26 protein-coding genes and 2 riboswitches are annotated in these 21,911 nt (G+C 34.7%); all 26 genes read left to right on the top strand.

The window, feature by feature from the left end; genetic code table 11:
- Nucleotides 1–62 precede the first annotated feature (62 nt).
- The 26 genes from QNH69_RS01525 to tsaD all read left to right on the top strand — a co-directional run bounded on the left by QNH69_RS01525 (nucleotide 63) and on the right by tsaD (nucleotide 21,910).
- A complete protein-coding gene (locus QNH69_RS01525) occupies nucleotides 63–1,226 on the top strand; it encodes a glycosyltransferase (RefSeq protein WP_282928861.1) in 1,164 nt (387 codons plus the stop codon).
- Nucleotides 1,195–2,196: a glycosyltransferase gene (locus QNH69_RS01520; RefSeq protein ID WP_282928860.1), complete on the top strand. Its 1,002-nt coding sequence runs from the start codon at nucleotides 1,195–1,197 to the stop codon at nucleotides 2,194–2,196. The genes QNH69_RS01525 and QNH69_RS01520 overlap by 32 nt, the downstream gene beginning before the upstream one ends.
- The gene (locus QNH69_RS01515) at nucleotides 2,193–2,885 is read left to right on the top strand and encodes a hypothetical protein (RefSeq protein ID WP_282928859.1); all 693 of its coding nucleotides are present in this window, start codon (nucleotides 2,193–2,195) and stop codon (nucleotides 2,883–2,885) included. Before QNH69_RS01520 ends, QNH69_RS01515 begins: the two co-directional genes overlap by 4 nt.
- Nucleotides 2,886–3,051: 166 nt before the next feature.
- Nucleotides 3,052–3,408, top strand: coding sequence for a DUF2089 domain-containing protein (locus QNH69_RS01510; RefSeq protein ID WP_044565880.1), 357 nt, complete (start codon nucleotides 3,052–3,054; stop codon nucleotides 3,406–3,408).
- The gene (locus QNH69_RS01505; protein ID WP_282928858.1) at nucleotides 3,401–4,462 is read left to right on the top strand and encodes a DUF4097 family beta strand repeat-containing protein; all 1,062 of its coding nucleotides are present in this window, start codon (nucleotides 3,401–3,403) and stop codon (nucleotides 4,460–4,462) included. Before QNH69_RS01510 ends, QNH69_RS01505 begins: the two co-directional genes overlap by 8 nt.
- A gap of 401 nt (nucleotides 4,463–4,863) precedes the next feature.
- Nucleotides 4,864–5,982, top strand: a complete 1,119-nt coding sequence (locus QNH69_RS01500; protein WP_282928857.1) for an EpsG family protein — start codon at nucleotides 4,864–4,866, stop codon at nucleotides 5,980–5,982.
- Nucleotides 5,983–5,990: 8 nt separating this feature from the next.
- Nucleotides 5,991–7,025, top strand: coding sequence for a hypothetical protein (locus tag QNH69_RS01495; protein ID WP_282928856.1), 1,035 nt, complete (start codon nucleotides 5,991–5,993; stop codon nucleotides 7,023–7,025).
- 163 nt (nucleotides 7,026–7,188) lie between these two features.
- Nucleotides 7,189–7,341: a hypothetical protein gene (locus QNH69_RS01490; protein ID WP_282928855.1), complete on the top strand. Its 153-nt coding sequence runs from the start codon at nucleotides 7,189–7,191 to the stop codon at nucleotides 7,339–7,341.
- Nucleotides 7,342–7,388: 47 nt separating this feature from the next.
- Nucleotides 7,389–7,477, top strand: a riboswitch (TPP riboswitch).
- Between the two features lie 65 nt (nucleotides 7,478–7,542).
- Nucleotides 7,543–8,112, top strand: coding sequence for an energy-coupled thiamine transporter ThiT (locus QNH69_RS01485; protein ID WP_282928854.1), 570 nt, complete (start codon nucleotides 7,543–7,545; stop codon nucleotides 8,110–8,112).
- Nucleotides 8,113–8,882: 770 nt separating this feature from the next.
- Complete coding sequence (locus QNH69_RS01480; RefSeq protein WP_044565887.1) at nucleotides 8,883–9,248, top strand: GntR family transcriptional regulator; 366 nt, start codon at nucleotides 8,883–8,885, stop codon at nucleotides 9,246–9,248.
- Entirely contained in the window at nucleotides 9,241–9,924 is a 684-nt protein-coding gene (locus QNH69_RS01475) for an ABC transporter ATP-binding protein (protein WP_282928853.1), read from the top strand. Before QNH69_RS01480 ends, QNH69_RS01475 begins: the two co-directional genes overlap by 8 nt.
- Nucleotides 9,924–10,724, top strand: coding sequence for a hypothetical protein (locus QNH69_RS01470; RefSeq protein ID WP_282928852.1), 801 nt, complete (start codon nucleotides 9,924–9,926; stop codon nucleotides 10,722–10,724). Before QNH69_RS01475 ends, QNH69_RS01470 begins: the two co-directional genes overlap by 1 nt.
- An 89-nt stretch (nucleotides 10,725–10,813) precedes the next feature.
- Nucleotides 10,814–11,719, top strand: coding sequence for a YegS/Rv2252/BmrU family lipid kinase (locus QNH69_RS01465; protein WP_282928851.1), 906 nt, complete (start codon nucleotides 10,814–10,816; stop codon nucleotides 11,717–11,719).
- An 88-nt stretch (nucleotides 11,720–11,807) separates the two neighbouring features.
- On the top strand, nucleotides 11,808–12,287 hold the full coding sequence (locus tag QNH69_RS01460) for a CarD family transcriptional regulator (RefSeq protein ID WP_282928850.1): 480 nt from the start codon (nucleotides 11,808–11,810) through the stop codon (nucleotides 12,285–12,287).
- A 21-nt stretch (nucleotides 12,288–12,308) separates the two neighbouring features.
- A complete protein-coding gene (locus QNH69_RS01455) occupies nucleotides 12,309–13,409 on the top strand; it encodes a PIN domain-containing protein (RefSeq protein ID WP_282928849.1) in 1,101 nt (366 codons plus the stop codon).
- Nucleotides 13,410–14,111, top strand: coding sequence for a 2-C-methyl-D-erythritol 4-phosphate cytidylyltransferase (gene ispD, locus QNH69_RS01450; RefSeq protein ID WP_282928848.1), 702 nt, complete (start codon nucleotides 13,410–13,412; stop codon nucleotides 14,109–14,111).
- A gap of 7 nt (nucleotides 14,112–14,118) precedes the next feature.
- Complete coding sequence (gene ispF / locus QNH69_RS01445; RefSeq protein WP_282928847.1) at nucleotides 14,119–14,592, top strand: 2-C-methyl-D-erythritol 2,4-cyclodiphosphate synthase; 474 nt, start codon at nucleotides 14,119–14,121, stop codon at nucleotides 14,590–14,592.
- Nucleotides 14,592–15,761 (top strand): methionine adenosyltransferase, encoded by a 1,170-nt coding sequence (gene metK, locus QNH69_RS01440; protein ID WP_282928846.1) that lies wholly within the window; start codon nucleotides 14,592–14,594, stop codon nucleotides 15,759–15,761. Before ispF ends, metK begins: the two co-directional genes overlap by 1 nt.
- Nucleotides 15,762–15,769: 8 nt before the next feature.
- Nucleotides 15,770–16,819 carry a rod shape-determining protein gene (locus tag QNH69_RS01435; protein ID WP_282928845.1) on the top strand — a complete coding sequence of 350 codons (1,050 nt, stop codon included), beginning with the start codon at nucleotides 15,770–15,772 and terminating at the stop codon, nucleotides 16,817–16,819.
- Nucleotides 16,819–17,508: a 2,3-diphosphoglycerate-dependent phosphoglycerate mutase gene (gene gpmA, locus QNH69_RS01430; RefSeq protein WP_044565896.1), complete on the top strand. Its 690-nt coding sequence runs from the start codon at nucleotides 16,819–16,821 to the stop codon at nucleotides 17,506–17,508. Before QNH69_RS01435 ends, gpmA begins: the two co-directional genes overlap by 1 nt.
- Before the next feature lie 152 nt (nucleotides 17,509–17,660).
- Nucleotides 17,661–18,317 (top strand): winged helix-turn-helix domain-containing protein, encoded by a 657-nt coding sequence (locus tag QNH69_RS01425; RefSeq protein ID WP_282928844.1) that lies wholly within the window; start codon nucleotides 17,661–17,663, stop codon nucleotides 18,315–18,317.
- An 86-nt stretch (nucleotides 18,318–18,403) separates the two neighbouring features.
- A riboswitch (FMN riboswitch) is annotated at nucleotides 18,404–18,520 on the top strand.
- A gap of 105 nt (nucleotides 18,521–18,625) precedes the next feature.
- Entirely contained in the window at nucleotides 18,626–19,231 is a 606-nt protein-coding gene (locus QNH69_RS01420; RefSeq protein WP_282928843.1) for an ECF transporter S component, read from the top strand.
- Nucleotides 19,232–19,362: 131 nt separating this feature from the next.
- Complete coding sequence (tsaE, locus tag QNH69_RS01415) at nucleotides 19,363–19,809, top strand: tRNA (adenosine(37)-N6)-threonylcarbamoyltransferase complex ATPase subunit type 1 TsaE (RefSeq protein ID WP_282928842.1); 447 nt, start codon at nucleotides 19,363–19,365, stop codon at nucleotides 19,807–19,809.
- Complete coding sequence (gene tsaB, locus QNH69_RS01410; RefSeq protein ID WP_282928841.1) at nucleotides 19,790–20,461, top strand: tRNA (adenosine(37)-N6)-threonylcarbamoyltransferase complex dimerization subunit type 1 TsaB; 672 nt, start codon at nucleotides 19,790–19,792, stop codon at nucleotides 20,459–20,461. The genes tsaE and tsaB overlap by 20 nt, the downstream gene beginning before the upstream one ends.
- A 4-nt stretch (nucleotides 20,462–20,465) precedes the next feature.
- Nucleotides 20,466–20,903 (top strand): ribosomal protein S18-alanine N-acetyltransferase, encoded by a 438-nt coding sequence (gene rimI / locus QNH69_RS01405; RefSeq protein WP_282928840.1) that lies wholly within the window; start codon nucleotides 20,466–20,468, stop codon nucleotides 20,901–20,903.
- Nucleotides 20,900–21,910 carry a tRNA (adenosine(37)-N6)-threonylcarbamoyltransferase complex transferase subunit TsaD gene (gene tsaD / locus QNH69_RS01400; RefSeq protein WP_282928839.1) on the top strand — a complete coding sequence of 337 codons (1,011 nt, stop codon included), beginning with the start codon at nucleotides 20,900–20,902 and terminating at the stop codon, nucleotides 21,908–21,910. Before rimI ends, tsaD begins: the two co-directional genes overlap by 4 nt.
- Nucleotide 21,911: the final 1 nt, after the last annotated feature.

The raw sequence follows: 21,911 nt of genomic DNA, 5'->3' as shown, positions 1-21,911 counted from the left end.
AGATGAGGATTTTTCCAAATTGTAAAAGAAATAATAGAACATATAGTAATATTGAGGATACTATGAAAATATTAATAACAAGCGATTGGTACTATCCTGTAGTAAACGGGGTAGTAAGATCAGTCTTAAATTTAAAAGAATATCTAGAAAGCCAGGGACACGAGGTAAGGGTCCTAACCCTATCAAATACTCTTATGTCCTATAAGACTAACGATGTATATTATATAGGTTCTCTTTCTGCCAAGAAAATTTATCCTGAAGCTAGGATTACAAATATTTTGGCCAATACCTATCTAAGGTCTATAAAGAAATGGGAGCCAGATATTATCCATAGCCAGTGTGAATTTTCGACCTTTATGATGGCAAAGACCCTATCAAAGATGCTAAATATCCCCCTAATCCATACCTATCATACAGTCTATGAAGACTACACCCATTATTTTACAACTAACAAAAAAGCTGGTGTTAAGATTGTGGCTAAATTTTCAAAGGCTCTTTCTGATATGTGCGATTATTTTATAGCTCCAACTGCAAAAACAGCAGCAATATTGGAGTCTTATAATATAGGGGAAGAAAAAATAGCAGTAATACCCACAGGTGTTCATATACCAGACTTATATGACAAAGAAAAATTGAGAGATGAACTAAAAATAGATAAGGATAAAAAAATCCTTTTATACTTAGGAAGGCTTGCTGAAGAAAAAAACATAGAAGAGATCATCCAATACTATGACAAACTCGATGATCCAAGCATAGAATTTCTCATAGTTGGCGGAGGACCTCACCTTAATAAACTGATAGATTATAGCAAAAACTTTAAAAACAGAGCAAATTTCATAGGTATGGTAGATCCAAGCGAGGTTAACAAATATTACCAGGCTGCTGATATTTTTACAACAGCATCTACATCAGAAACCCAAGGACTTACCTACTACGAGGCTCTATCAAATGGTACAGTAGCCATTTGTAGAATCGATGGCTCCCTAGAAGGGGTCATAGAAAATGGATTCAATGGCTTTTGCTACGATGATTATGACCAATTTAAGGCTTATATATACCAAGTTTTGGGTGACGAAGATTTGAAAAATAAACTTAGGGAAAATGCCAGAGCCTATGCCCTGGATAATTTTTCTGTCCAAAGTTTTGGTAGCAAATGTGAAGCCTTATACGAAAAAGCAGTAAATGAGTACGATTATGAAAGTCCTTTTATATACAAAAGATTATGAAACAGTAAAGGAATCTGGAGTCGGCAAGGCCATAGACCACCAAATCAAGGCTTTGACAAAGGTCGGATGTGACTTCACCCTAGATGAGAAGGAAGATTTTGATATAGTTCACATAAACACAGTCTTTCCCAAATCCGCTGCCTTTGCTTCTAAGGCAAAAAGAGCTGGCAAAAAAGTCATCTACCACGCTCATTCTACCAAGGAAGATTTCAAAAATTCCTTTATTTTGTCAAATCAAATAGCCCCACTTTTTAAATCTTGGCTAACTCATTGCTACAACAAGGGAGACTTAATCCTTACTCCAAGCGAATATTCCAAGGGAATTCTTGAAACTTATGGTTTAAAAAGAGACATTGAAGTTGTATCAAATGGCATAGACCTAGATTTCTGGCAAAAAAAAGAGAATGACAGAGAAAATTTTTATAAGACTTATAATTTGGATCCAAATAAGAAATCAATCATTTCAGTAGGCCTACCTATCAAAAGAAAGGGCATAGATGATTTCATAAAACTTGCAGAGCTAATGCCAGAATACGAATTTGTCTGGTTTGGCAAGCTAAATCCTTCGGTAATGCCTGCAGAGATTAAAAAACTTATAGACAATGCTCCAGAGAATCTCCACTTCCCAGGATACATATCTAGCGATGAATTAAGAATCGCCTATAGCGGATCAGATTTATATGTATTTTTGACCCACGAGGAGACAGAGGGGATTGTCCTTTTGGAAGCTCTTGCCACAAAGGCAGATATATTAATTCGCGATATAGAAATATTTGAAAAAGACTATGTTGATGGAAAAAATATCTACAAGGGCAAGGATTTAAAAGACTTTAGGGAAAAAATCACGGGCATACTAAGTGGAGCTTTGCCATCATTAGTAGACTTTGCTTATGAAATTGCCAAGGCAAAGTCTATAGAGAACACAGGAAGAAAATTAGTAGATTCCTACGAAAAGGTACTTAAATTATGAGATCAATTTTATTATTTGTTCTAATAGCCCTTATAACCATACTTATACCAGCCATTGTAATGACCATTGTTAGCCTCATAGGTGGAGGAGATTTATTAGTTATAATTGGGCAAATGCTAATTATTTTGACATTTGTCCTAATTTTCACTAGATATTTAAAATATAAGAGAAAATATGAAATAGACACCGAAAATTTAATCAATGGACAAAAAGATATAGAAAAGCTAAAAAAACTAAGAGATGAACGCAAGACCTACCAATCAAAGGCAGCTATCACTTATCAAATCTTAGCTAATGAGTTTTCCGATGAAGAAGCAGCAAATCTTAAAAAATACGCTACTAGGCCAAGCGATATGGAACACTATTATTCGGCTCTAATTGACAATGCTACAAAGGAAAAGCGAGATGAGATAAGGAAAAAACGCGACTACTTCTTAAACCGCTATAGCAAAAAAGCCATGATTTATCCAGACTTTAAAGGAAATCTAAAGACAAGTGGCAAATGGATAGGATTTTTCTTTTTACTTTATATAATCTATAGCATAATCGGCAATGAAGTTCGAATGGGCGAATTTGTTTACGCATCCTATGTACTTTTGGGCATGCTGATTTTAGCGGTAGTAATGATAAACACAATCCTTTGGATAGTCAGAACACTCAGTTCATATTGGGCAAAAGATTATATTTAAGCCAGGCAAATATAGCCTGGTATTTTTTTGTTTTAAATTCTTATACTTAAAATCTGCAAAAGCTTAATGCGAATAATTAAAAATATTATTAATTTTATTAAAAATATTAATTTCGACTTTACAAATATTAAAAACGTAGTATACTTATATCAAAAGGAGGCTATCTATGATAAATAAATGTCCAAACTGTGGTGATGAGATGATCATCACATCATATAGATGCAATAATTGTTATACAGAAGTAAGCGGCGAATTTGAAATGGATAATTTCTCTAGACTTGATAAAGAAGATAAAGAATTCATTGAATTATTTTTACAAAAAAGAGGAAGTATTAAAGATGTGGGAGAAGAAATTGGTATTTCATATCCTACAGTTAGAAATAGAATAGATAAGTTAGTGGCAAAATTGGGCGGCAAAGTTGACAAAAAAGCTAGCCGTATAGATATACTAAATATGCTTGATAATGGCGAGATTACAGCAGACCAAGCTCGCGAATTATTGGAGGAATTAAAAGATGAATGATGAAAAACAAATTATATTAGAGATGCTAAAAGAAGGCAAGATTACTGTTGAAGAAGCTAACAATCTACTAGAAGCAATCGGTAGCAAGAAAAGTAGAAATGACAATGACTTCGTTTCCAAATTCACCCAGTCAATGGAAGCTGTCATCAAGAAGACAACAGAAACCTTTGAAAACTTGGGCAATTTTGACCTAGATAATATAGATATCAACCAATTTAATATCAGAGGTCAAATGAATACTCACGATGAGATGAGAATTGACGATGATATCAATAACATCAATATTGATATTCCTAGTGGAAAAATCTATATAGAAAGATCTATCGATTCTGCCATAACCCTAAGCCAAGATATTTGGTCAAAAAAATCTAATTTGGTAGATTTCTTGGATGTAGAAGTACTTGGAGATTCACTAAATATCAGCATCAATGACGAACACAGAAACTACGATGCAACTCCAGTCATCCACCTATCTTTAGGAAAGAATATATATGATAGCCTAGCTATTGACCTTGTAAATGGTTCTATAGAAGTAGAAGATGTTGATTTTACAAATTCAACCATAGATTCTGTTAATGCTAGAATTACTGTAATAAATTCTTGTGGAAAGCTTGATATAAACAATGTAAATGGAAAAATTGATATTAAAAATACCAACGGCACTTTAAATATAGACAATGTCAACGGTTCTGTTTACCTATCAAATATCAGTGGCGAAGAAGCAAACGTAGATGCAGTAAGCGGCAATGTTAGAATCGATGGACTAAATTCAAAGACATTTACTGCTGATACTACATCAGGCAATATTAGAATCTACCACGTTAAAGATGCTGAGTCCATATCATTAGACTCATCTTCTGGTAATATTGTCATAGACAGCGAAGGATTTGAAGGCGAGATTAAAGCAAGGGTTGAAGCTAGCGATTTAAATCTTTCAGAAAAATATAAAAACAAGATGCAAATTGAAAATGGCTATGAAGTTTCAACAGATGCCAATAAGGAAGATTTAAATGTAAATATAGATGCTGGTTTTGGCAAAGTTTCTCTTAGATAATAAAAAAGGCACCATGGGGTGCTTTTTTTGTGGGGAAAATAACAAACAGTCAACGCATTGTATAGTTGACTGCCTTGTTCTCACTTTCTTTGATATATTTTTGTGAGAGATTAGTACAAAAGTTTGAGGGTAATTAGTTTTGTACAAAAAGGTAAACAGTTGACATAAATTTTATTTAAGGAAGAGTACGCATTTGCGATGAAAATTAATAGTGTCAGCATTAAACTGTTTCCTCGCCTTATATACTAAGCTAGTATTGTATTATTTGCATAAAAGTTTTGTAAAATTTGTGTTAAATAATAAAAATTTCTAAATAATACAGGAGTAATTCTTGCCCATCAAATATTTTATTTTGCATTTATAATCTGTTATAATAAGCTTAAGAATTTATGAGGATTATTATGGGATTTGCTTTATTTACAATAAGTGAGTTTTGCTTATTTATAATTAACAGCTTAATAAAGTTTAAAGATGAAAAGAAAAAAAGAATCTTTGCAGGGCTTATGTTCTTTATTATGTTTGTTTTTGCGGCCATAAGAGGATCTGGGGATGCAGATTACTACAATTACTTATGGTTTGTAAAAGACATAGGAACTGACCTTTCCAAGGTCTTTAACTTTTCGTATGCAGTGGAATTTGGCTTTAGGTTTTTTTCCTATATTATCAATATCCTAGGCCTTTCACGCCAGTGGGTGATAGCTATAATGAATGCTCTATCCATTTTCCCTGTAGCCTACCTATCCATAAAAAAATCCAAAGATCCATTTTTGTCGGCCATTATTTTCTTGCCGATTTTCATCCAATTTGATATGCAAACAGCAAGAACAGCATCGGCTGTAGGACTAGGGCTTTTAAGTATTAACTTTTTTGCTGAAAGAAAGTACATAAAAAGTCTTTTGTTTTTCCTATTTTCATTTTCCTTTCACAGGGCGGCAATTATACTTTTGCCATTCTTGTTTTTTATGGCCTTTGAAATGGGGAGACCTTTTAAGATAGTAAGTGCAATATTTGCTATGCTGGTAAGTGTATTTTCAACCTTAGTTTTTAGACTTCTAGCAACTCTTCTATCAAGCATTGGACTTGCTAGGATGGCTACAAAAATTAATAACTATACATTTACTGGTAAATTTGCCCAGTCCATGAGCCTATATGATCCTAGGATTATATTTGCTCTGGCTCTTTTTGTGACAACACTTATGTATTTTGATAAAAAGTCTTTTGGCAAAAACACCATAGAAGAAACATCTATCAAGGCCATGTGGTTTAGCCTCTTGGTGCTTTTGATCTTTAGGTCATCGACTGCTATAGCCTTTAGATTTTCAACGTTTTTTACAGTTTTACAGATAATATACATTCCCCTTGTCCTAGATCATATAAAAGTTATAGATAGACTTGGCAGGTTTTTAATAATACTTGCAGTCTTGGTATTTTTGATACCCTATGCTATCTTTTTGATGGCAAAGGCTCCGGCCTATGACTTTTTCTTTACGAATTTAAATGCAATATATTCATTAAAATAGGAGATAATATGCAAAAATTAACTAGCAAACAAATTATAGAGGCAGTAAAAAGAAATATCTTGCTATTACTTATTCCTGCTATAGTCCTTGCAGGCCTTAGCTTTTTCTTTACAGTAGTAAAAGGTGGTTACTATGAGGCAAATTCAGTTCTTATTGTAACTAGCAATACGGACGAACCAATTACCTACAACAAGCTGATCTTAAATGAGAAGCTATCCAATATCTATGGCCAGTTCTTAGAATCAAATGATCTATACGAAAAAGTGGCTTCTGAAATTTCTCCAGATATGAAAGCTTCGGAAATTGAAAACAATTTGGAATACACTGTAAATCCACAAGGTGGGGTCATTGCCTTTACCTACAAGGATTCAAATGAAGCAAGAGCAAAGGATAGCCTAAATCTAATCACAGAGGAATTTAGAAAATTTGCCAAAGACTATTTGAATATGGAAAATATAGAGTATTTGCAAAATGTTCTTGTAAAGAAAGCTTCTAATACTCGTGCTTTGATATTCACCATTATTGCCTTTATAGTTGGTGGACTCATAGGCCTTGTCATTACAATAATCAAAGAAATCCTATCAGATAGGATAAACGATGCAAATGACATAAGGGAGCTTGATATTGAAGTTTTGGCAGATTTATCAAGAGAAAAGTCTGGAGAACTAGCAAAGGTAAAAAGAAAAATCGACAATATATCCCTTGAAAATATCATAGGCATTACTCCTTTGAAGGTATCAAAAAATCAATTAGATATAGCAAATGATCTTGCAAATATTCTTGATGCAAAAGTCATAGATGCAAGAAGTCCTAGAGAAAATTTTGCCGACTTTGAAAGCGAGATGGCAGAAAAATTAAAAGATTATAGAAATGTAATATTTGAAGAAAAATCAGCAAATGATCCTATAAGTATCGATTTGGCAAAATTTGAGGACTACAAAATCCTACTTGTAGACAAAAAATCCCACAAAAATGAACTTTTAGGCCAAGTAGATGAATACAAAAGACTTGGTATCGAACTTTTAGGGGTGATTTATTATTAAAAAGTTTTTTTTAATATGCGCTATCATAATATTATCCTCTTGTTCAAAGTCATCTGAGTCCTACCAGGCAAAAGATATAGAGATAAGAGAAAATAAAAAACAGACTAAGGAAAATGATCAGCTTCAAATAAATGGCCTTTATGAAGTTGAAGAAGACACATATATGTACGAATTTCCAGAAAAATGGTCTAAGTATGACAAACTAGATAAATCTTCTATTGTAGAAGTTTTAAGGGAAGCTGAAGATGGTTTTGTTTGGGTAGATTACGATGGAAATGAGGGATATGTTGAAGTTGAACTTTTAAAAGAAATATAGAATTATTTTACTTAGATTTTACAAATGCTTAAAAGTCTATTATAATAATTACACACTAGGGGTGCCAAATGGCTGAGATTTTACCCTTAAACCAGATCAAGATAATGCTTGCGTTGGAAAGTGAAGTAAACTCTTTGTAATTCTGGTTTAATTGTTAGCTTATTGGCTAGCCTTTAGTAGGAATTATAAGGAGGTTTTTTTATGCAAAAAAACACAAATTGGTCAACCAGAATGGTTGTTGAAGGTGGGATAATGCTTGCCCTAGCATTCTTATTAGACAAAATTGTCCTTTTTAGAATGCCATATGGCGGATCAGTAACACTAGCACGTAAATTGCCACTAGTAATATTTGCCATTAGATGGGGAGTCAAAGCCGGTATGGTTGAAGGAGTATTATTTGGACTTTTAAATATGTTAATAGGTGGATATGTAATCCACCCAGCCCAAGCCATACTAGATTATATTCTATCAGCATCAATGATAGGTCTAGCTGGAATCAAATTTGGAGATGAGAGAAAGCTAACAAGCTATATACCATCAATAATAATTGCATTTCTAGCAAGTGGAGTATTTAACGTAATAAGCGGACAAATCTTCTTCTACAGCATGACAGCAGCTAAAGAAGCAGGATTTAATAACTTTATATTCTATAACATTGCATTAAACTATTCAGTATTATTAGCAGATATGGCTATACTACTTATAGTTTATGTAATAAGTTATAAGAGCTTAAACAAACTTTATGATGACCAAAGAATAGCAAAAATATAGGAAAAGACCACCAAGTAAAAATGGTGGTCTTTTCCTATAAAAATTTCATTTAGAAAAATTATTATTTTTTATTCTAAAGTAATAATGCCTTATATTAATCAATAATTTTGGGTTTATACTTCGACACCGGGGAGCAGGGCGGTATGGGCGGCAGAGGCCCCTTTTGCCCTTCCCCGGACCCCCGACCCATTTCACCCCTCTGCCACTGCGTGGAGCGAATTAGTAAGAATTTGCTATGCAAATTCTTACGATTTGATAGGGTGAAATTACTTTATAAACTACAAAAATTGGTGTTTTCTAAATCTTGAATTTCTAAAATCGCAAACTCGCTACGCTCAAACAGTGCGATTTTCTAACGAAATTCTGCATTTTGAAAACAAATCAATTTTTCCACCGCTAATCCTATGTTTGTTGTACTTGTAGGCTTAGTGGTGCAGTTAATATTAGGTAATCAGTCAAAACAAAAGAATTTGCGAAGCAAACTTCTACTAATCATTGCCCCACGCAGTGGCGGTAGGGGTAAAAAGGGTTTGGGGGTGTAAGGGGGAAGGGACGTAGGGGTCTCCGTTACCCCTCGACCCTACCCCCTTAGGTCGAAGGTTTAACCTTAAATAACGAAAACCCACAAGATAAGCACACATTTAAAAATTACATGATTTTAGTCCAAGATATTTTAAAATATCTTCGATTTTCTATTGCATATTTTCAAATCCATGATATAATATTATTGTACTAAGATAGTAATACAATAATACAAGTTGGAGGTAGCTATGGAATTTGATAATCAAAGGCCAATTTATTTGCAACTTCTGGAAGAATTTAAGTTAAAGATTTCCACAGGCCAGTGGCCAGCTGGTGAGAAGATTGATTCGGTGAGGAGTCTTGCAAGTTTTTATGAGGTAAATCCAAACACTGTTCAAAAGGCTCTATCTGAGCTTGAAAGAGAAGGGCTTACAGAAACTAGGAGGACAGCTGGTAGGTTTGTTACTGATAATGCATCTTTGATTTCAGACCTGGAGGATGACTCCTTTAAAAAAATAGCCGATGAATTTATTGAAGGTGCAAAGAATTTAAATCTAGGAAAAGAAGAAGCGATAGATGATTTAAGGAATTATTGGGAGAAAAATTATGATTGATATTAAGGATTTGACAATGGTTTATAGTGGAAGGGCAGTTCTTGATAATGTAAACTTAAGCCTAGATCAAGGTCAGATTGTTGGACTTTTGGGAGAAAATGGTTCAGGAAAAACTACTCTTATTAGAATATTAGCGGGTCTTGAGAGAAATTACCAAGGAGTTGTAAGTATTTGTGGTAATAGGCCTGGAAGCATTACAAATGACATGGTTGCCTATCAGCCAGACCACTTACCTTTGGATGAGAATTTAAAAATAGAAGAAGTTTGCAGTGTTTATAGTATTTTTTATGAGGACTTTGATCTTAATAGATTTTATAAGCTTTTAAACAGTTTCGAAATTTCAAAGGAATTAAAGATTAAGGAATGTTCTAAGGGGATGAAAGAAAAGATTCAGATTGCCCTTACTTTGTCCAGAAAAGCAAAAATCTATATCCTTGATGAACCTATGAGCGGCATAGATCCAAAGTCTAGAAAAATTGTACTAAATACAATTATCAACAACTTTGACTATGAGGGACTTATGATTATATCAACCCACCTAGTAAGTGAGGTTGAGAAAGTTTTGGACAGGGCTTTATTTTTAGATAATGGAAAGCTAGTTTTAAATGAAACAGTAGATGACATTAGAATTAACCACAACATGGGTGTGGAAGAATACTTTACGGAGGTCTTATAATGGGAAAATTATTAGGAAGAATTTTTAAGGAAGATATCAAGTCTACTATTTTATGGCTGATCTTGCCCCTTGTCCTTGCAATAGTTTTTGCTAGCCTTTTGAAAGCATTCGGTGAAAACCCCTTGGTAATGATTGGCATGGGCCTTACTATGGCATTTGTTGTAATAGGTCCGTTTGTGGCGCTAGTATCTGTAGCTATTAATGACTATGAGAGGTTTTATGGCAAGTATGCATCATTTTATTCAGCCATACCGATAGAGACAGGCTCTATATTAGGCGCAAGATTTATTAACTATATACTTATGACCCTAATAGCAAGTCTGTTTGCTTTTGTTTACTTTTTGACTTTTGTAAATCTAGCTAGTGGTTCAACTATTTATCTGTCGGATGCTTTCGAGGTTTTTGAGCGTGCTCTATCTGAAATAGGAGGAGCAAACATTGCATTAATAGCTTTATACATGGTCATAATGCTAGTTACAAATATTATGCAGGTACTATTTGCTATAACAGCAGGATCTTCTAGAATATTTGGAAGGCAATCTAAGCTAAAAGTAGTCTTGGTATTTATGGCAGTATCTCTTATCATTGGCTATATATTTGTAGCAATTCAAGCAAATTCAGCTATGGTTTACGAAAATTCCCTCTATATAGATGACAATTTGTCCAATATTGTAAATGCGAAAGTCTATAACAGGGGCTACCAAATAACTATAGCACCTATAGCGTATAATTTAATAGTAACTTTGCTCTTAGCTGCTGGCACTTACTATATACACGACAAAAAACTTTCAGTAGCATAAATTTGGGGTGTTTTATACACCTCTTTTTTTATTTACAAAATACCAATAAAGTGTATATTTTACTTAAATAAACTATATAAGGAGGGCTTATGAAAACTGCCCTATTTATCTACAATCCAAACAGTGGTCAGAGGATTATAAATGAACACTTGCCTTGGATTATAGACTATCTAAGTGAAAAAGAATATCTAACAAGTATATATGCAACCCAAGCTCCAAGAGATGCTAGTAAGATAATTGGCAAATATGGAGAAAATTTTGAAGAAATCATTGTGGCTGGTGGAGATGGAACTCTTGATGAAGCTATAGCAGCGGTGTCAAAGGCAAAAATTGACCCGCTTATTTCCTATATTCCTACTGGATCTACAAATGACTTTTCAAAGTCCTTAAAAATCCCAACAGATGTAGAAAGAGCTGTAAAACTAGCCAGTCGTGGCTATCAAAAAAGAATCGATATTGGCCAAATCGATGACAAGTTTTTTGTCTATGTTGCTGCCTTTGGTTCAATATCAGACGTTTCTTTCGATACTGACCAAGATGCTAAGAATATTTTTGGCAGAAGCGCCTATATCATTGAAGGTTTAAAGAAGGCTTTACCTCTATCTAACATTACAAGTTATAAAATGGATGTGTTGGTAGACGATGAAAATATAAAGGGTGATTTCATCCACTTTATGGTGACAAACTCTGTGTCTGTGGGTGGATTTGAAGGGATAACTGGCGATAACGTATCCTTATCTGATGGGATTTTTGAGCTGACAATGGTTCGCCGTCCTCAATCCTTGGCAGACGTAAATAAAATCGTATCAGGTCTTACCAATAGAGAAGAAAACGATATGTTAATCTTCCGCCAAGGTTCACATTTTGAAGTTAAGACAGACCAAAAAGTTTCTTGGTCCCTAGATGGTGAATATGGTGGCACAAGTACTTTTGCCAAAATAGATGCATTGAAAGAAAAAGTTAGGATGAGAACAGGCATTAGAGATAATCAATAGAATATTTGTATTTTATAGCATATAACATTTATGTTTTACTAGTTTCTCAGGATTTGATATAATATAAATGAGAACCTAGGAGGTAAAAATGTTTAAAATAGGCGATAAAATCGTATACCCTAACCACGGTGCTGGGGTAATAGATTCTATTGAGAAGAAAGAGTTTTTGGGAGAAGAAAAGGAATACTTTATCCTAAAAATGCCAATTGGTTCCATGGATATTTCAATTCCGATTTCAAATATAGACAAAATGAATGTCAGAGATGTTATTGACAAGGAATCTGGTGATGAAGTTCTTAGGATTTTGGATGATGACCCAACACCTATGCCTGACAATTGGAATGTCAGATATAGAGAAAATCAAGAAGTTATAAAGACTGGTGATATCTATAAAATTGCAGAAATGGTTAGAAACCTTGCGATTTTGGATAAGGAAAAAGGCCTATCTACTACAGAAAAGAAGTTACTAAACAGAGCAAGAAGAATAATGGCCAGCGAACTAGTAATGGCAGGTTCTCTAGAAAAAGAAAAAGCAGAAGAAATGATCGATGAATCAATCGGTCTATAAAAAATTTCATAAGGAGCATGGATGAAGCGAATATTTCAATTAGTTATGACACTAATTGGAGCCGTGCTTGGTATTGTGATACTAAATGTAGTAAATGCCGCAAGTTTGTGGATGGAAACAAGCGGCATTATCTTTATTATCGCAAATTTCCTAGCGGGTCTAATAGGTGGAATAATTTTTTATTTAATTTCAAAGTCGCTTGCAGGTAAGTTTATAGAAAACTTTTCCCATATCGAAGGGCAAATTAGCGAAATACCGGCAAGCAAGTTGATAGTTGGAACTATAGGAGCAATAATAGGAATTTTTGTTGCAACTCTAATATCAAGACCTCTAACCAGCCTACAATTACCATATGGAGGCAATTCAATTTTTGTGCTATTATCTATTTTATTATATATCGGTTTAGGTTACTTGGGATGGAGAGTTTCTACAAAAAATTCTGACGATTTTTATAATCTTTTCAAAGGCATAAGAGATAATAAGGAAAGCAAGTCTTCTTTAAGGCATGATAAGAATAAAAATCTTGCAAGCCCCAAGATTCTAGATACATCAGTAATAATAGATGGAAGAATAGTTGATATATTGGAAACGGACTTTATAGAGGGAGATCTAATAATATCAGAGTTTGTCCTAGAAGAACTACAACATATAGCCGACAGTCCTGACGATTTAAAAAGAGAGCGCGGACGCAGGGGTCTAGATATAGTGAATAATATCAAAAACAACAACAAAACTAACCTCGTCATTGTCGATACTGACTATCCAGATATAAAAGAAGTGGATAGCAAGTTGTTAAAACTAGCTCTTGATATGAACGGCAAAGTTTTTACAAATGACTACAACTTAAATAAGGTGGCTGATGTTCAAGGAATCCCAGTGTTAAACATAAATAACCTATCAAATGCCCTAAAACCAATAGTGATTCCAGGAGAATCTATGGAAATAGAAGTAATCAAACTTGGCAAGGGTAGAAACCAAGGTGTTGGTTACCTAGAAGATGGTACTATGGTCGTAGTTGAAGATGGGGATAAGTACCTTGATCAAACAATTCGAGCAACTGTAACAAGTGTTTTGCAGACATCTGCAGGTCGTATGATTTTTGTTAGAAGCGAAGAGGATTAAATGTTAGATAATAAGTTTATCTCAGCTGTCATAACAGCTGCAGGTTCTGGCAGGCGAATGAATAGCCAGATTAACAAACCTTTTTTGAATATAAGAGGCAAAAAAATCATTGAATTAACCCTTGATACACTTACAAAAATAGATATTTTTGATGAAATAATTCTTGTCATAAGAAAAGATGATGAGGATGAAATAAAGAAAATTATAAAAGGCTATGATAGAGAAATAAAGTATGTTTATGGCTCTAATACAAGGGAGCTTTCAACCTTTGAAGGGCTTAAAGCCTTAAATAGCAAATGTGAACTGGTCTTAACCCATGATGGGGTAAGGCCTTTTGCAAGTAGAGAACTTTTTTATAGGGTTCTTGAAGATTTGAAATCCTACAAGGCTGTAATAAGTGCAACAAAGACAAAGGATACTATAAAAATAGTAGATGAGGATATGGTTGTTGATTTTACGCCAAATAGAGACTATGTTTATAACATTCAAACTCCCCAAGCTTTTGACAAAAAGATTCTATTTTCTATGTATGAAAAATATGTGAAAAGTGAATTTAAGATTACGGATGATAGTCAGCTATTTGAATTCTTTCACAGAGATATTCCTGTAAAAATTGTAAGCGGGGAATATTCCAACATCAAAATCACAACAAGAGAAGATATACTATTTGCAGAAGCCTATTTAGCAGAAAAAAGGATATGAGGATATAATGAGAATAGGAATAGGATATGACGTCCACAGACTAGTCGAGGATAGAAAATTAATCCTTGGTGGAGTGGAATTTGACCATGAATTGGGACTTTTGGGACACTCTGATGCGGATGTTCTGACACATGCTATAATGGATGCAATCTTGGGCGCTTTGGCAGAAACTGACATTGGTAAATTGTTCCCAGATACTGATCCTAAATATAAGTATATATCGTCTTTGATTTTACTAGATAATGTAGTCAAATTAATGGATGATAAAGGTTATAAAATCGGTAATATAGATACTATAGTAATATGTGAATTACCAAAAATCAGTCCCAAAAGAGAAGAAATTAGAAAAGTAATAGCTACTCACCTAAAAACTGACATAGAAAATGTGTCTATCAAAGCCTCCACAAGTGAAGGACTAGGATTTACTGGTGAAGGTTTAGGAATAGAGGCCAGGGCAGTAGTAATCTTGGAGGAGAAATAATGAGAAAATTAATAACAAGCGAATCAGTCACAGAAGGCCATCCAGACAAGGTCTGCGATAGGATTTCTGATGCAATCTTAGATGAATGTTTAAAACAAGATAAAAATTCAAGAGTTGCTGTAGAAACAGTAACTTCAACCGGTTTAGTTTTAGTTGTAGGAGAAATTTCAACTAAAGCTTATGCTCCTATTGAGCAAATAGCAAGAGATACTATAAAAGAAATTGGCTATGACGATCCAAAAATTGGTTTTGATTATTCAAATGTTGCTGTACTAACATCATTGATAGAACAATCAGCCGACATAGCCCAAGGTGTAAACCAAGCACAAGAATTTAATTCTACAAGTGAAAAATACGACAAAATTGGAGCAGGAGACCAAGGAATTATCTTTGGCTATGCAGACAATGAAACTGAATCATATTTGCCAGTTTCTATAGACTACGCTCATAAGCTTGCCCATAGACTAGCAGAAGTTAGAAAAGATGGGACTCTAGCTTACCTAAGACCAGATGGCAAGAGCCAAGTAACTGTAGAATATGATGATGACAAGTTGGTAAGAATTGATAACATTGTAATATCAGCCCAACATACAGAAGATGTTAGCCTTGAAAAAATCCGTGAAGATATCATAAATGAAGTCATCAAAAAAGTAATTGATGAGAGTTTAATCGATGAAAATACCAAAATTTATGTAAATCCAACAGGAAAATTTGTCATAGGTGGACCAAAAGGAGACAGTGGTCTTACAGGTAGAAAGATTATCGTAGATGCATATGGTGGATATTCTAAATCTGGTGGTGGAGCATTCTCTGGAAAAGACCCAACAAAGGTAGACAGATCAGCTGCCTATATGGCTAGATATGCTGCAAAAAATATGGTCGCAGCAGGTCTTGCAGATAAGCTTGAAATAGGCATTTCCTATGCTATAGGTGTTGCTCACCCACTATCAATATATGTAGATAGCTTTGGCACAGGCAAATACGATGATGAAAAACTACTTGAAATAGTAAAAGAAAACTTTGACTTTAGACCGCAAGCTATAATTGATTACCTAGACCTACAAAGACCAATTTACAAACAAACATCATCTTATGGTCACTTTGGCAGAGATAATGAAGATTTCACATGGGAAAAATTGGATAAAGTAGAAAAACTTAAAAATTACTAGGAGAGATAATGGCAAGATTTAGAAGAAGTGTGGCTATAGACCTGGGTAGCTCAGAAGTATTGGTTTATCTGAACAACAAGGGCATAGTCCTAGAAGAACCGTCAGTTATTGCCATTGATGTACTAACAGATGAGATACTTGCAGTAGGAGAAGAAGCTAAAAAATTAGTAGGCAGAACTCCTGGCAATATAAAAGCAATAAAGCCTATGAAAGATGGGGTCATAGCAGACTTTCCATCAACTGAGAAAATGCTAAAATATTTTCTAGATAAGACCATTAGCAAGGCCCTCATAAAACCAGATGTCCTAATCTGCGTGCCATCAAGGTCAACCCAAGTGGAAAGAAGAGCAGTCCTTCAAGCAAGCGAAAATTCCGGAGCTCACAGGACATACCTCATAGAAGAACCACTTGCTGCAGCCATTGGGGCTGGAGTCGACATAACAGAAGCCAGTGGAGACTTGGTAATAGATATTGGTGGAGGAACTACTGACATAGCAGTAATATCTGCTGGAGAAATCATAGTAAGTAAGTCTATACCAGTAGCAGGAATCACCTTTGATGATGCCATAAAAGATTTCATCAGAAAAAGATATGGCCTATTAATTGGAGATAACAAGGCAGAAGAGATTAAGATAAAGGCAAATAGCCTTGAAGATAATCAAACTATAGAAGTATCTGGCAGACAAATTAACGATGGACTACCAAACAAAATTATTATAACTCTTGGCGAAATTCATGCAGCCCTAAAGGCTTCTGTGGATTTGATCGTAGATGGGGTAAAAAGTGTACTAGAGCTAACACCTCCTGAGTTAGCAAGTGATATTTACGAAAAACACATAATACTAACTGGAGGAGGAGCCTATACTCTTGGACTTAAGGATAGGCTAAGCGAAAAGTTCCAAGTTGATGTCATAATAGCAGAAGATACGGCCAAATGCGTCATAAATGGAACTGGCAAGGCCCTAGGATGGCTTGATGAAGTAGACAAGGGACTTGATGATGGTAGAAAAGCTAAGCAAAAAGAACTTGAAGATAAGGAAAAACTAAGGAGAAGATGATGACAAAAAAATTAGTAATGGTAAGACATGGCCAAAGTGAATGGAACCTTGCAAACAAATTTACAGGTTGGGTAGACGTTGATCTATCAGAACAAGGAACAAAAGAAGCTATAGAAGCTGGTAAAAAAATCAAAGAAGCAGGCATAGTATTTGACCACGCTCACACATCTATACTTAAAAGAGCCATCAAAACTTGTAACTATGTCCTAGAATACAGTGAACAATTATTTGTGCCAGTAGAAAAATCATGGAGACTAAACGAACGTCACTATGGTGCCCTTCAAGGACTAAACAAAGCAGAAACAGCTGAAAAATACGGTGATGAACAAGTTCACATTTGGAGAAGATCTTACGATACACTACCACCAGAACTATCTGAAGAAGACCAAGAAAAACAATTAAATATGAGACAGTTCAAAAATCTTCCAAAAGATGTAATTCCAACAGCTGAAAACCTAAAAGTAACACTAGATAGAGCTCTACCATATTTCTTTGACCACATAGCTCCACAACTACTAAAAGATGAAACAATCCTAGTAGCAGCTCACGGAAACTCTCTAAGAGCCTTGGCAAAGCATATCGAGTCAATCTCAGATGAAGACATCATGGACCTAGAAATCCCAACAGGCCAACCACTAGTATACGAACTAGATGATGACCTAAAAATGATAAATAAATATTATCTATAAAAATTATTAGACTTGCTTAGGCAGGTCTTTTTTTGTGTAGGGATATACAAGGATATTTAAATGATATTGGCTAGCACAATAAATTTATATAAAGATATCTTTACAAAATCTCCTTAAAAACCTATAATATTATATAAGAAAAAGGAGTATGTATGAAAATAGCATCTGTTGAATATGAAAACGGTGTATCACAAATTTTGAATTCTCATTACGACAAGAATCAAGTACTTGTTGATAAGTTTGATAAATTAGAAGATTTGGTCGACAGGGACCTAACGGACTACGATCTTATCTTGGTTGATATGAGCCACAACAAATGTTTACAAGTTATTCACTATATAAAACAAACCACCAATATACCAGTAATATACCTAACTGATAGACGTAGCAACAATCCCTATGAGCAGAAAATTGACGATAAAGAATTTGTTATCCATTCAAATACTAGGGAAGAATTTATCGATAGTGTCTTTAGAAAAGTCCAAGAAATTAATGACACGAGCATTATCAATCTAGGATTTTGTACTATGGAAGAAGACAATGGTATATTTAGGATTGGCAATGATATCCTTGATTTGACTAAGTTTGAAATAGCTATCTGTGCATGTCTAATTTCAAATATGGGTAGGACCTTATCCAAAGAAGAAATAGTAAATCTTATGGAAGAAAAGGGCCTTAAAACGACAGAAAGATCTGTTAGAGAACATATCAGAAAGATAAGGCTCGAATTTGATAAGGCAAATCTCAATCCTATAGAAACTGTTAATCGAAAAGGTTACAGGTGGGTGTTAGATAAGTGCGAGCCATAAGGCTTTGTTAAATGAAACTTGCAAAACATTTTCCTTGTGATATAATAATGTTAAGAACTTAATAAATTAGCGCTTATAAGTTTATGGGCGTGATTCGGGGTAAGGTGAAATTCCTAAACCGGCAGTTATAGTCTGCGAGCCTTTATGGTTGATTTGGTGCAATTCCAAAACCGACAGTATAGTCTGGATGAGAGAAGTATACTTTATAATACTTTATTATTTTTTTGAGTCTAAAGACTTAATCTAGTAATTTGGATATTACCCTGAGAAATCGGGGTTATTTTTATGCCCCAAATTAGGAGGTATTTATGAATCAAAGTAGAAGTTCTAGCAAATCATTTTCTTTAGACCGTTTAGTAAAAGTGGGCATTTTGGCAGCACTTGCCTATGTTTTGATGTTTGTGCAAATGCCAATTCCAATAGCACCACCTTTTATGAAACTTGACCTAGCTGATGTGCCAGCCCTTATAGGTGGCTTTGCCATGGGTCCTTGGTATGGAGTTTTGATCCAACTTATCAAAAACGTACTTAACCTATCAAAAACTATGACTGGCGGAGTTGGAGAACTATCAAACTTCATCGTTGGCTCAACTTATGTATTGGTATCAGCATATATCTATAAAAACAAGAAGACTAAAAAAACTTCTATCATAGCTTTAGCCTTTGGTGTACTTGCAATGACAGCACTTGCAACCCTATCTAATGCCTTTGTAGTTTTCCCAGTTTATGGAAAAGTAATGCATATGGACCTTGAAGCTTTTGCTGGCATGGTTGGAGGCAATGGCCTAGTAAATAACTATTTCACACTTATGGTATTTTCTATAGCACCATTTAATATAATAAAAGGAACAGTGGAAGCCATTGTAACTGAGCTAATATATAAGAGAATATCACCGATAATCAAATCATACTAAATTAGATCCCTAGTAATATGACCCCTTGAAGTTGGACTAAGCAACTTTAAGGGGTTAGTTCATAAAGCTAGGGGCCTTTTTTGTTTATAAATCTACTCATTAATAGTATAATAGATGGATAAAGAGGTTTTATGATAATAAATAATTTGGATGAGATGAGAGATTTTGCTAAAAAATTTGCTTCATCTCTTAAGAAAAATGATTTTATAAATTTAATAGGCGATATGGGTGCTGGCAAAACGACCTTAACTGGTTTTCTTTGTGAAAATTTTGCCATCTACGATTCATCATCTCCAACCTTTGCCCTTGTTAATATCTATGAGGGTGATATTTTGATTTACCACTTGGATTTGTATCGTTTGGATGATCCAGATGAGCTTTTGGATATTGATTATGAAACTTATTTTTATCCACAAGATGCCATTACTATCATAGAATGGGCGGAAAACGCTGGCGACTTCTTGCCGGATGAGATGATAAATATAGAAATCAAGAAGCTTGATGGTGATAAGAGAGAAGTTAGCATAACAAATGATTCTATAAGGGGGCGTGAAATAAATGAATATCTTGGCAATTGATACTTCAACTATGATTTCTACTGTGACTATTGCAAGTGATAATGAAATCATTGGTGATTTTAACGTAAACCAACAAAAAACTCACAGCGAGTCCTTGGTGCCTATGATTGAAAGTTTATTGGACCTACTTGGAATGACTATAGATGATATAGACGCCTTTGTGATTTCACAAGGCCCAGGATCTTTTACAGGCCTTAGGATTGGCATGACTGTTGCCAAAACCCTAGCCCAAGTTAATGGCAAAAAACTTATCCCTGTATCTACCCTCCTTGCCCTAGCTAACAACTCATCAAGCAAGTCTTTAAAAGCTCCTATGCTAGATGCTAGGGGAAATAGAGTCTATGCTGCAGTTTATGACAAAGATGACAAGGAGATTATCAAAGAGAACCTATACGAGATAGAAAATTTTGTAGAACTTGTCGATGCTTTAGGAGAAGAAGTAGAACTAATTGGGGAGATTAGTGGCAAATATTGTGATAGATTTAAAAATGCCACAACGCTTCCAATAAACTTCAACAATTGCATAGGCAAGTCCCTAATAAGACTTGGACTTATAAATATAAACGAAGACTACAAGCTTTTTGAAATAAGGCCAAATTACCTAAGAAAATCTCAAGCTGAAAGAGAATACGAAAAAAAGAACAAGGCATAAGCTTATGATTAGGAAAATGCAAACTAATGATATCGACAGAGTCTACGAAATTGAAAACAAGGCATTTTTTGAACCATGGTCTAAGAAAAACCTCATCAAAGACCTTGAAACAAACACATTCTTAGAACACTTTGTATACGAAGAAGATGGAAAGATTCTTGGATTTTACATAGCAAGCCAGGTCCTAGACGAGGTTGAAATTTTTACCATTGCTGTTGACAAAGCATATCAAAATCTTGGCATAGGCTCAAAACTTTTGGACCACTTGGTGGCTTGGTCAAAGGATGAATCAGTCAAAAAAATTTGGCTGGAAGTTTCTACAAAAAACCAAGCTGCAATAAAGCTTTACCAAAAGTTTGATTTCAAGGTCATGGGACTTAGGAAAAATTATTATCAAAAACTCGGCGAAGATGCCTACAATATGATGAAGGAAATACAATGAGCGATTTTTATACTATTGGAATTGAAACAAGTTGTGACGACAGCTGTGTTGCAATTTTAAAAAACGAGAGAGATCTTATAGTAAATTTAATATCATCTCAAATAGATATCCACACTCTATTTGGGGGAGTGGTGCCAGAAATAGCAAGTAGAAAGCACCTTGAAGCTATAAATCCCCTTATAGAAAAGGCTCTTACAGATGCTAAACTTAGCTATAGCGATATTGATTTAGTCTCTGTCACCAAAGGACCTGGACTTATGGGATCTTTGTTAGTAGGAATATCTGCTGGAAAGGCCCTATCCCTTGCAGCAAATAAGCCAATGATTGGGGCCAACCACATGGAGGGCCATATTTGTGCCAACTACCTTGCCCACAAGGACTTGGAACCACCCTTTGTAACCTTGGTTGTAAGTGGTGGCCATACATATCTGGTCAAGGTCAAATCTTACACAGACTATGAAGTTATCGGCAAAACCCGTGATGATGCAGCTGGTGAATCCTATGACAAGGTTGCAAGAAAGATGGGTTTAGGCTATCCTGGTGGACCAAAAATTGATAAGCTTGCCAAAGAGGGCAATCCAAAGTCGGTTGATTTCCCAAGGGTTATGTTAGAAAAGGATTCCTATGATTTTTCTTTTTCTGGCCTAAAGACAGCTGTAATCAACTACATCCACCAAATGGAGCAAAAAAATATAGATTTTAATAAGGCAGATATTGCAGCAAGTTTTCAAGATGCAGTAGTTGATGTTTTGGTAGACAAATCAATGAGGCTTATAAAAGAAAGTGGATACGACAAACTTGCCTTAAGTGGGGGAGTGGCTGCAAACTCTAGACTTAGAGGAAGACTAGAAGAAGCATGCAGAGAAAATGACATTAAATTTTATTACCCACATATAGAACTTTGTACAGACAATGCTGCAATGATTGCTATGACAGGATATTTGCACTATCAAGCAGGAGAAGTTAGTGATAAATTTATGAAAGTTTATCCTAATTTGGAAATATGAT

The sequence above is a fragment of the Anaerococcus sp. Marseille-Q7828 genome, assembly GCF_949769285.1.
In the GTDB taxonomy this organism is placed as follows: domain Bacteria; phylum Bacillota; class Clostridia; order Tissierellales; family Peptoniphilaceae; genus Anaerococcus.
This window is presented reverse-complemented; position numbering and strand designations above follow the sequence as displayed.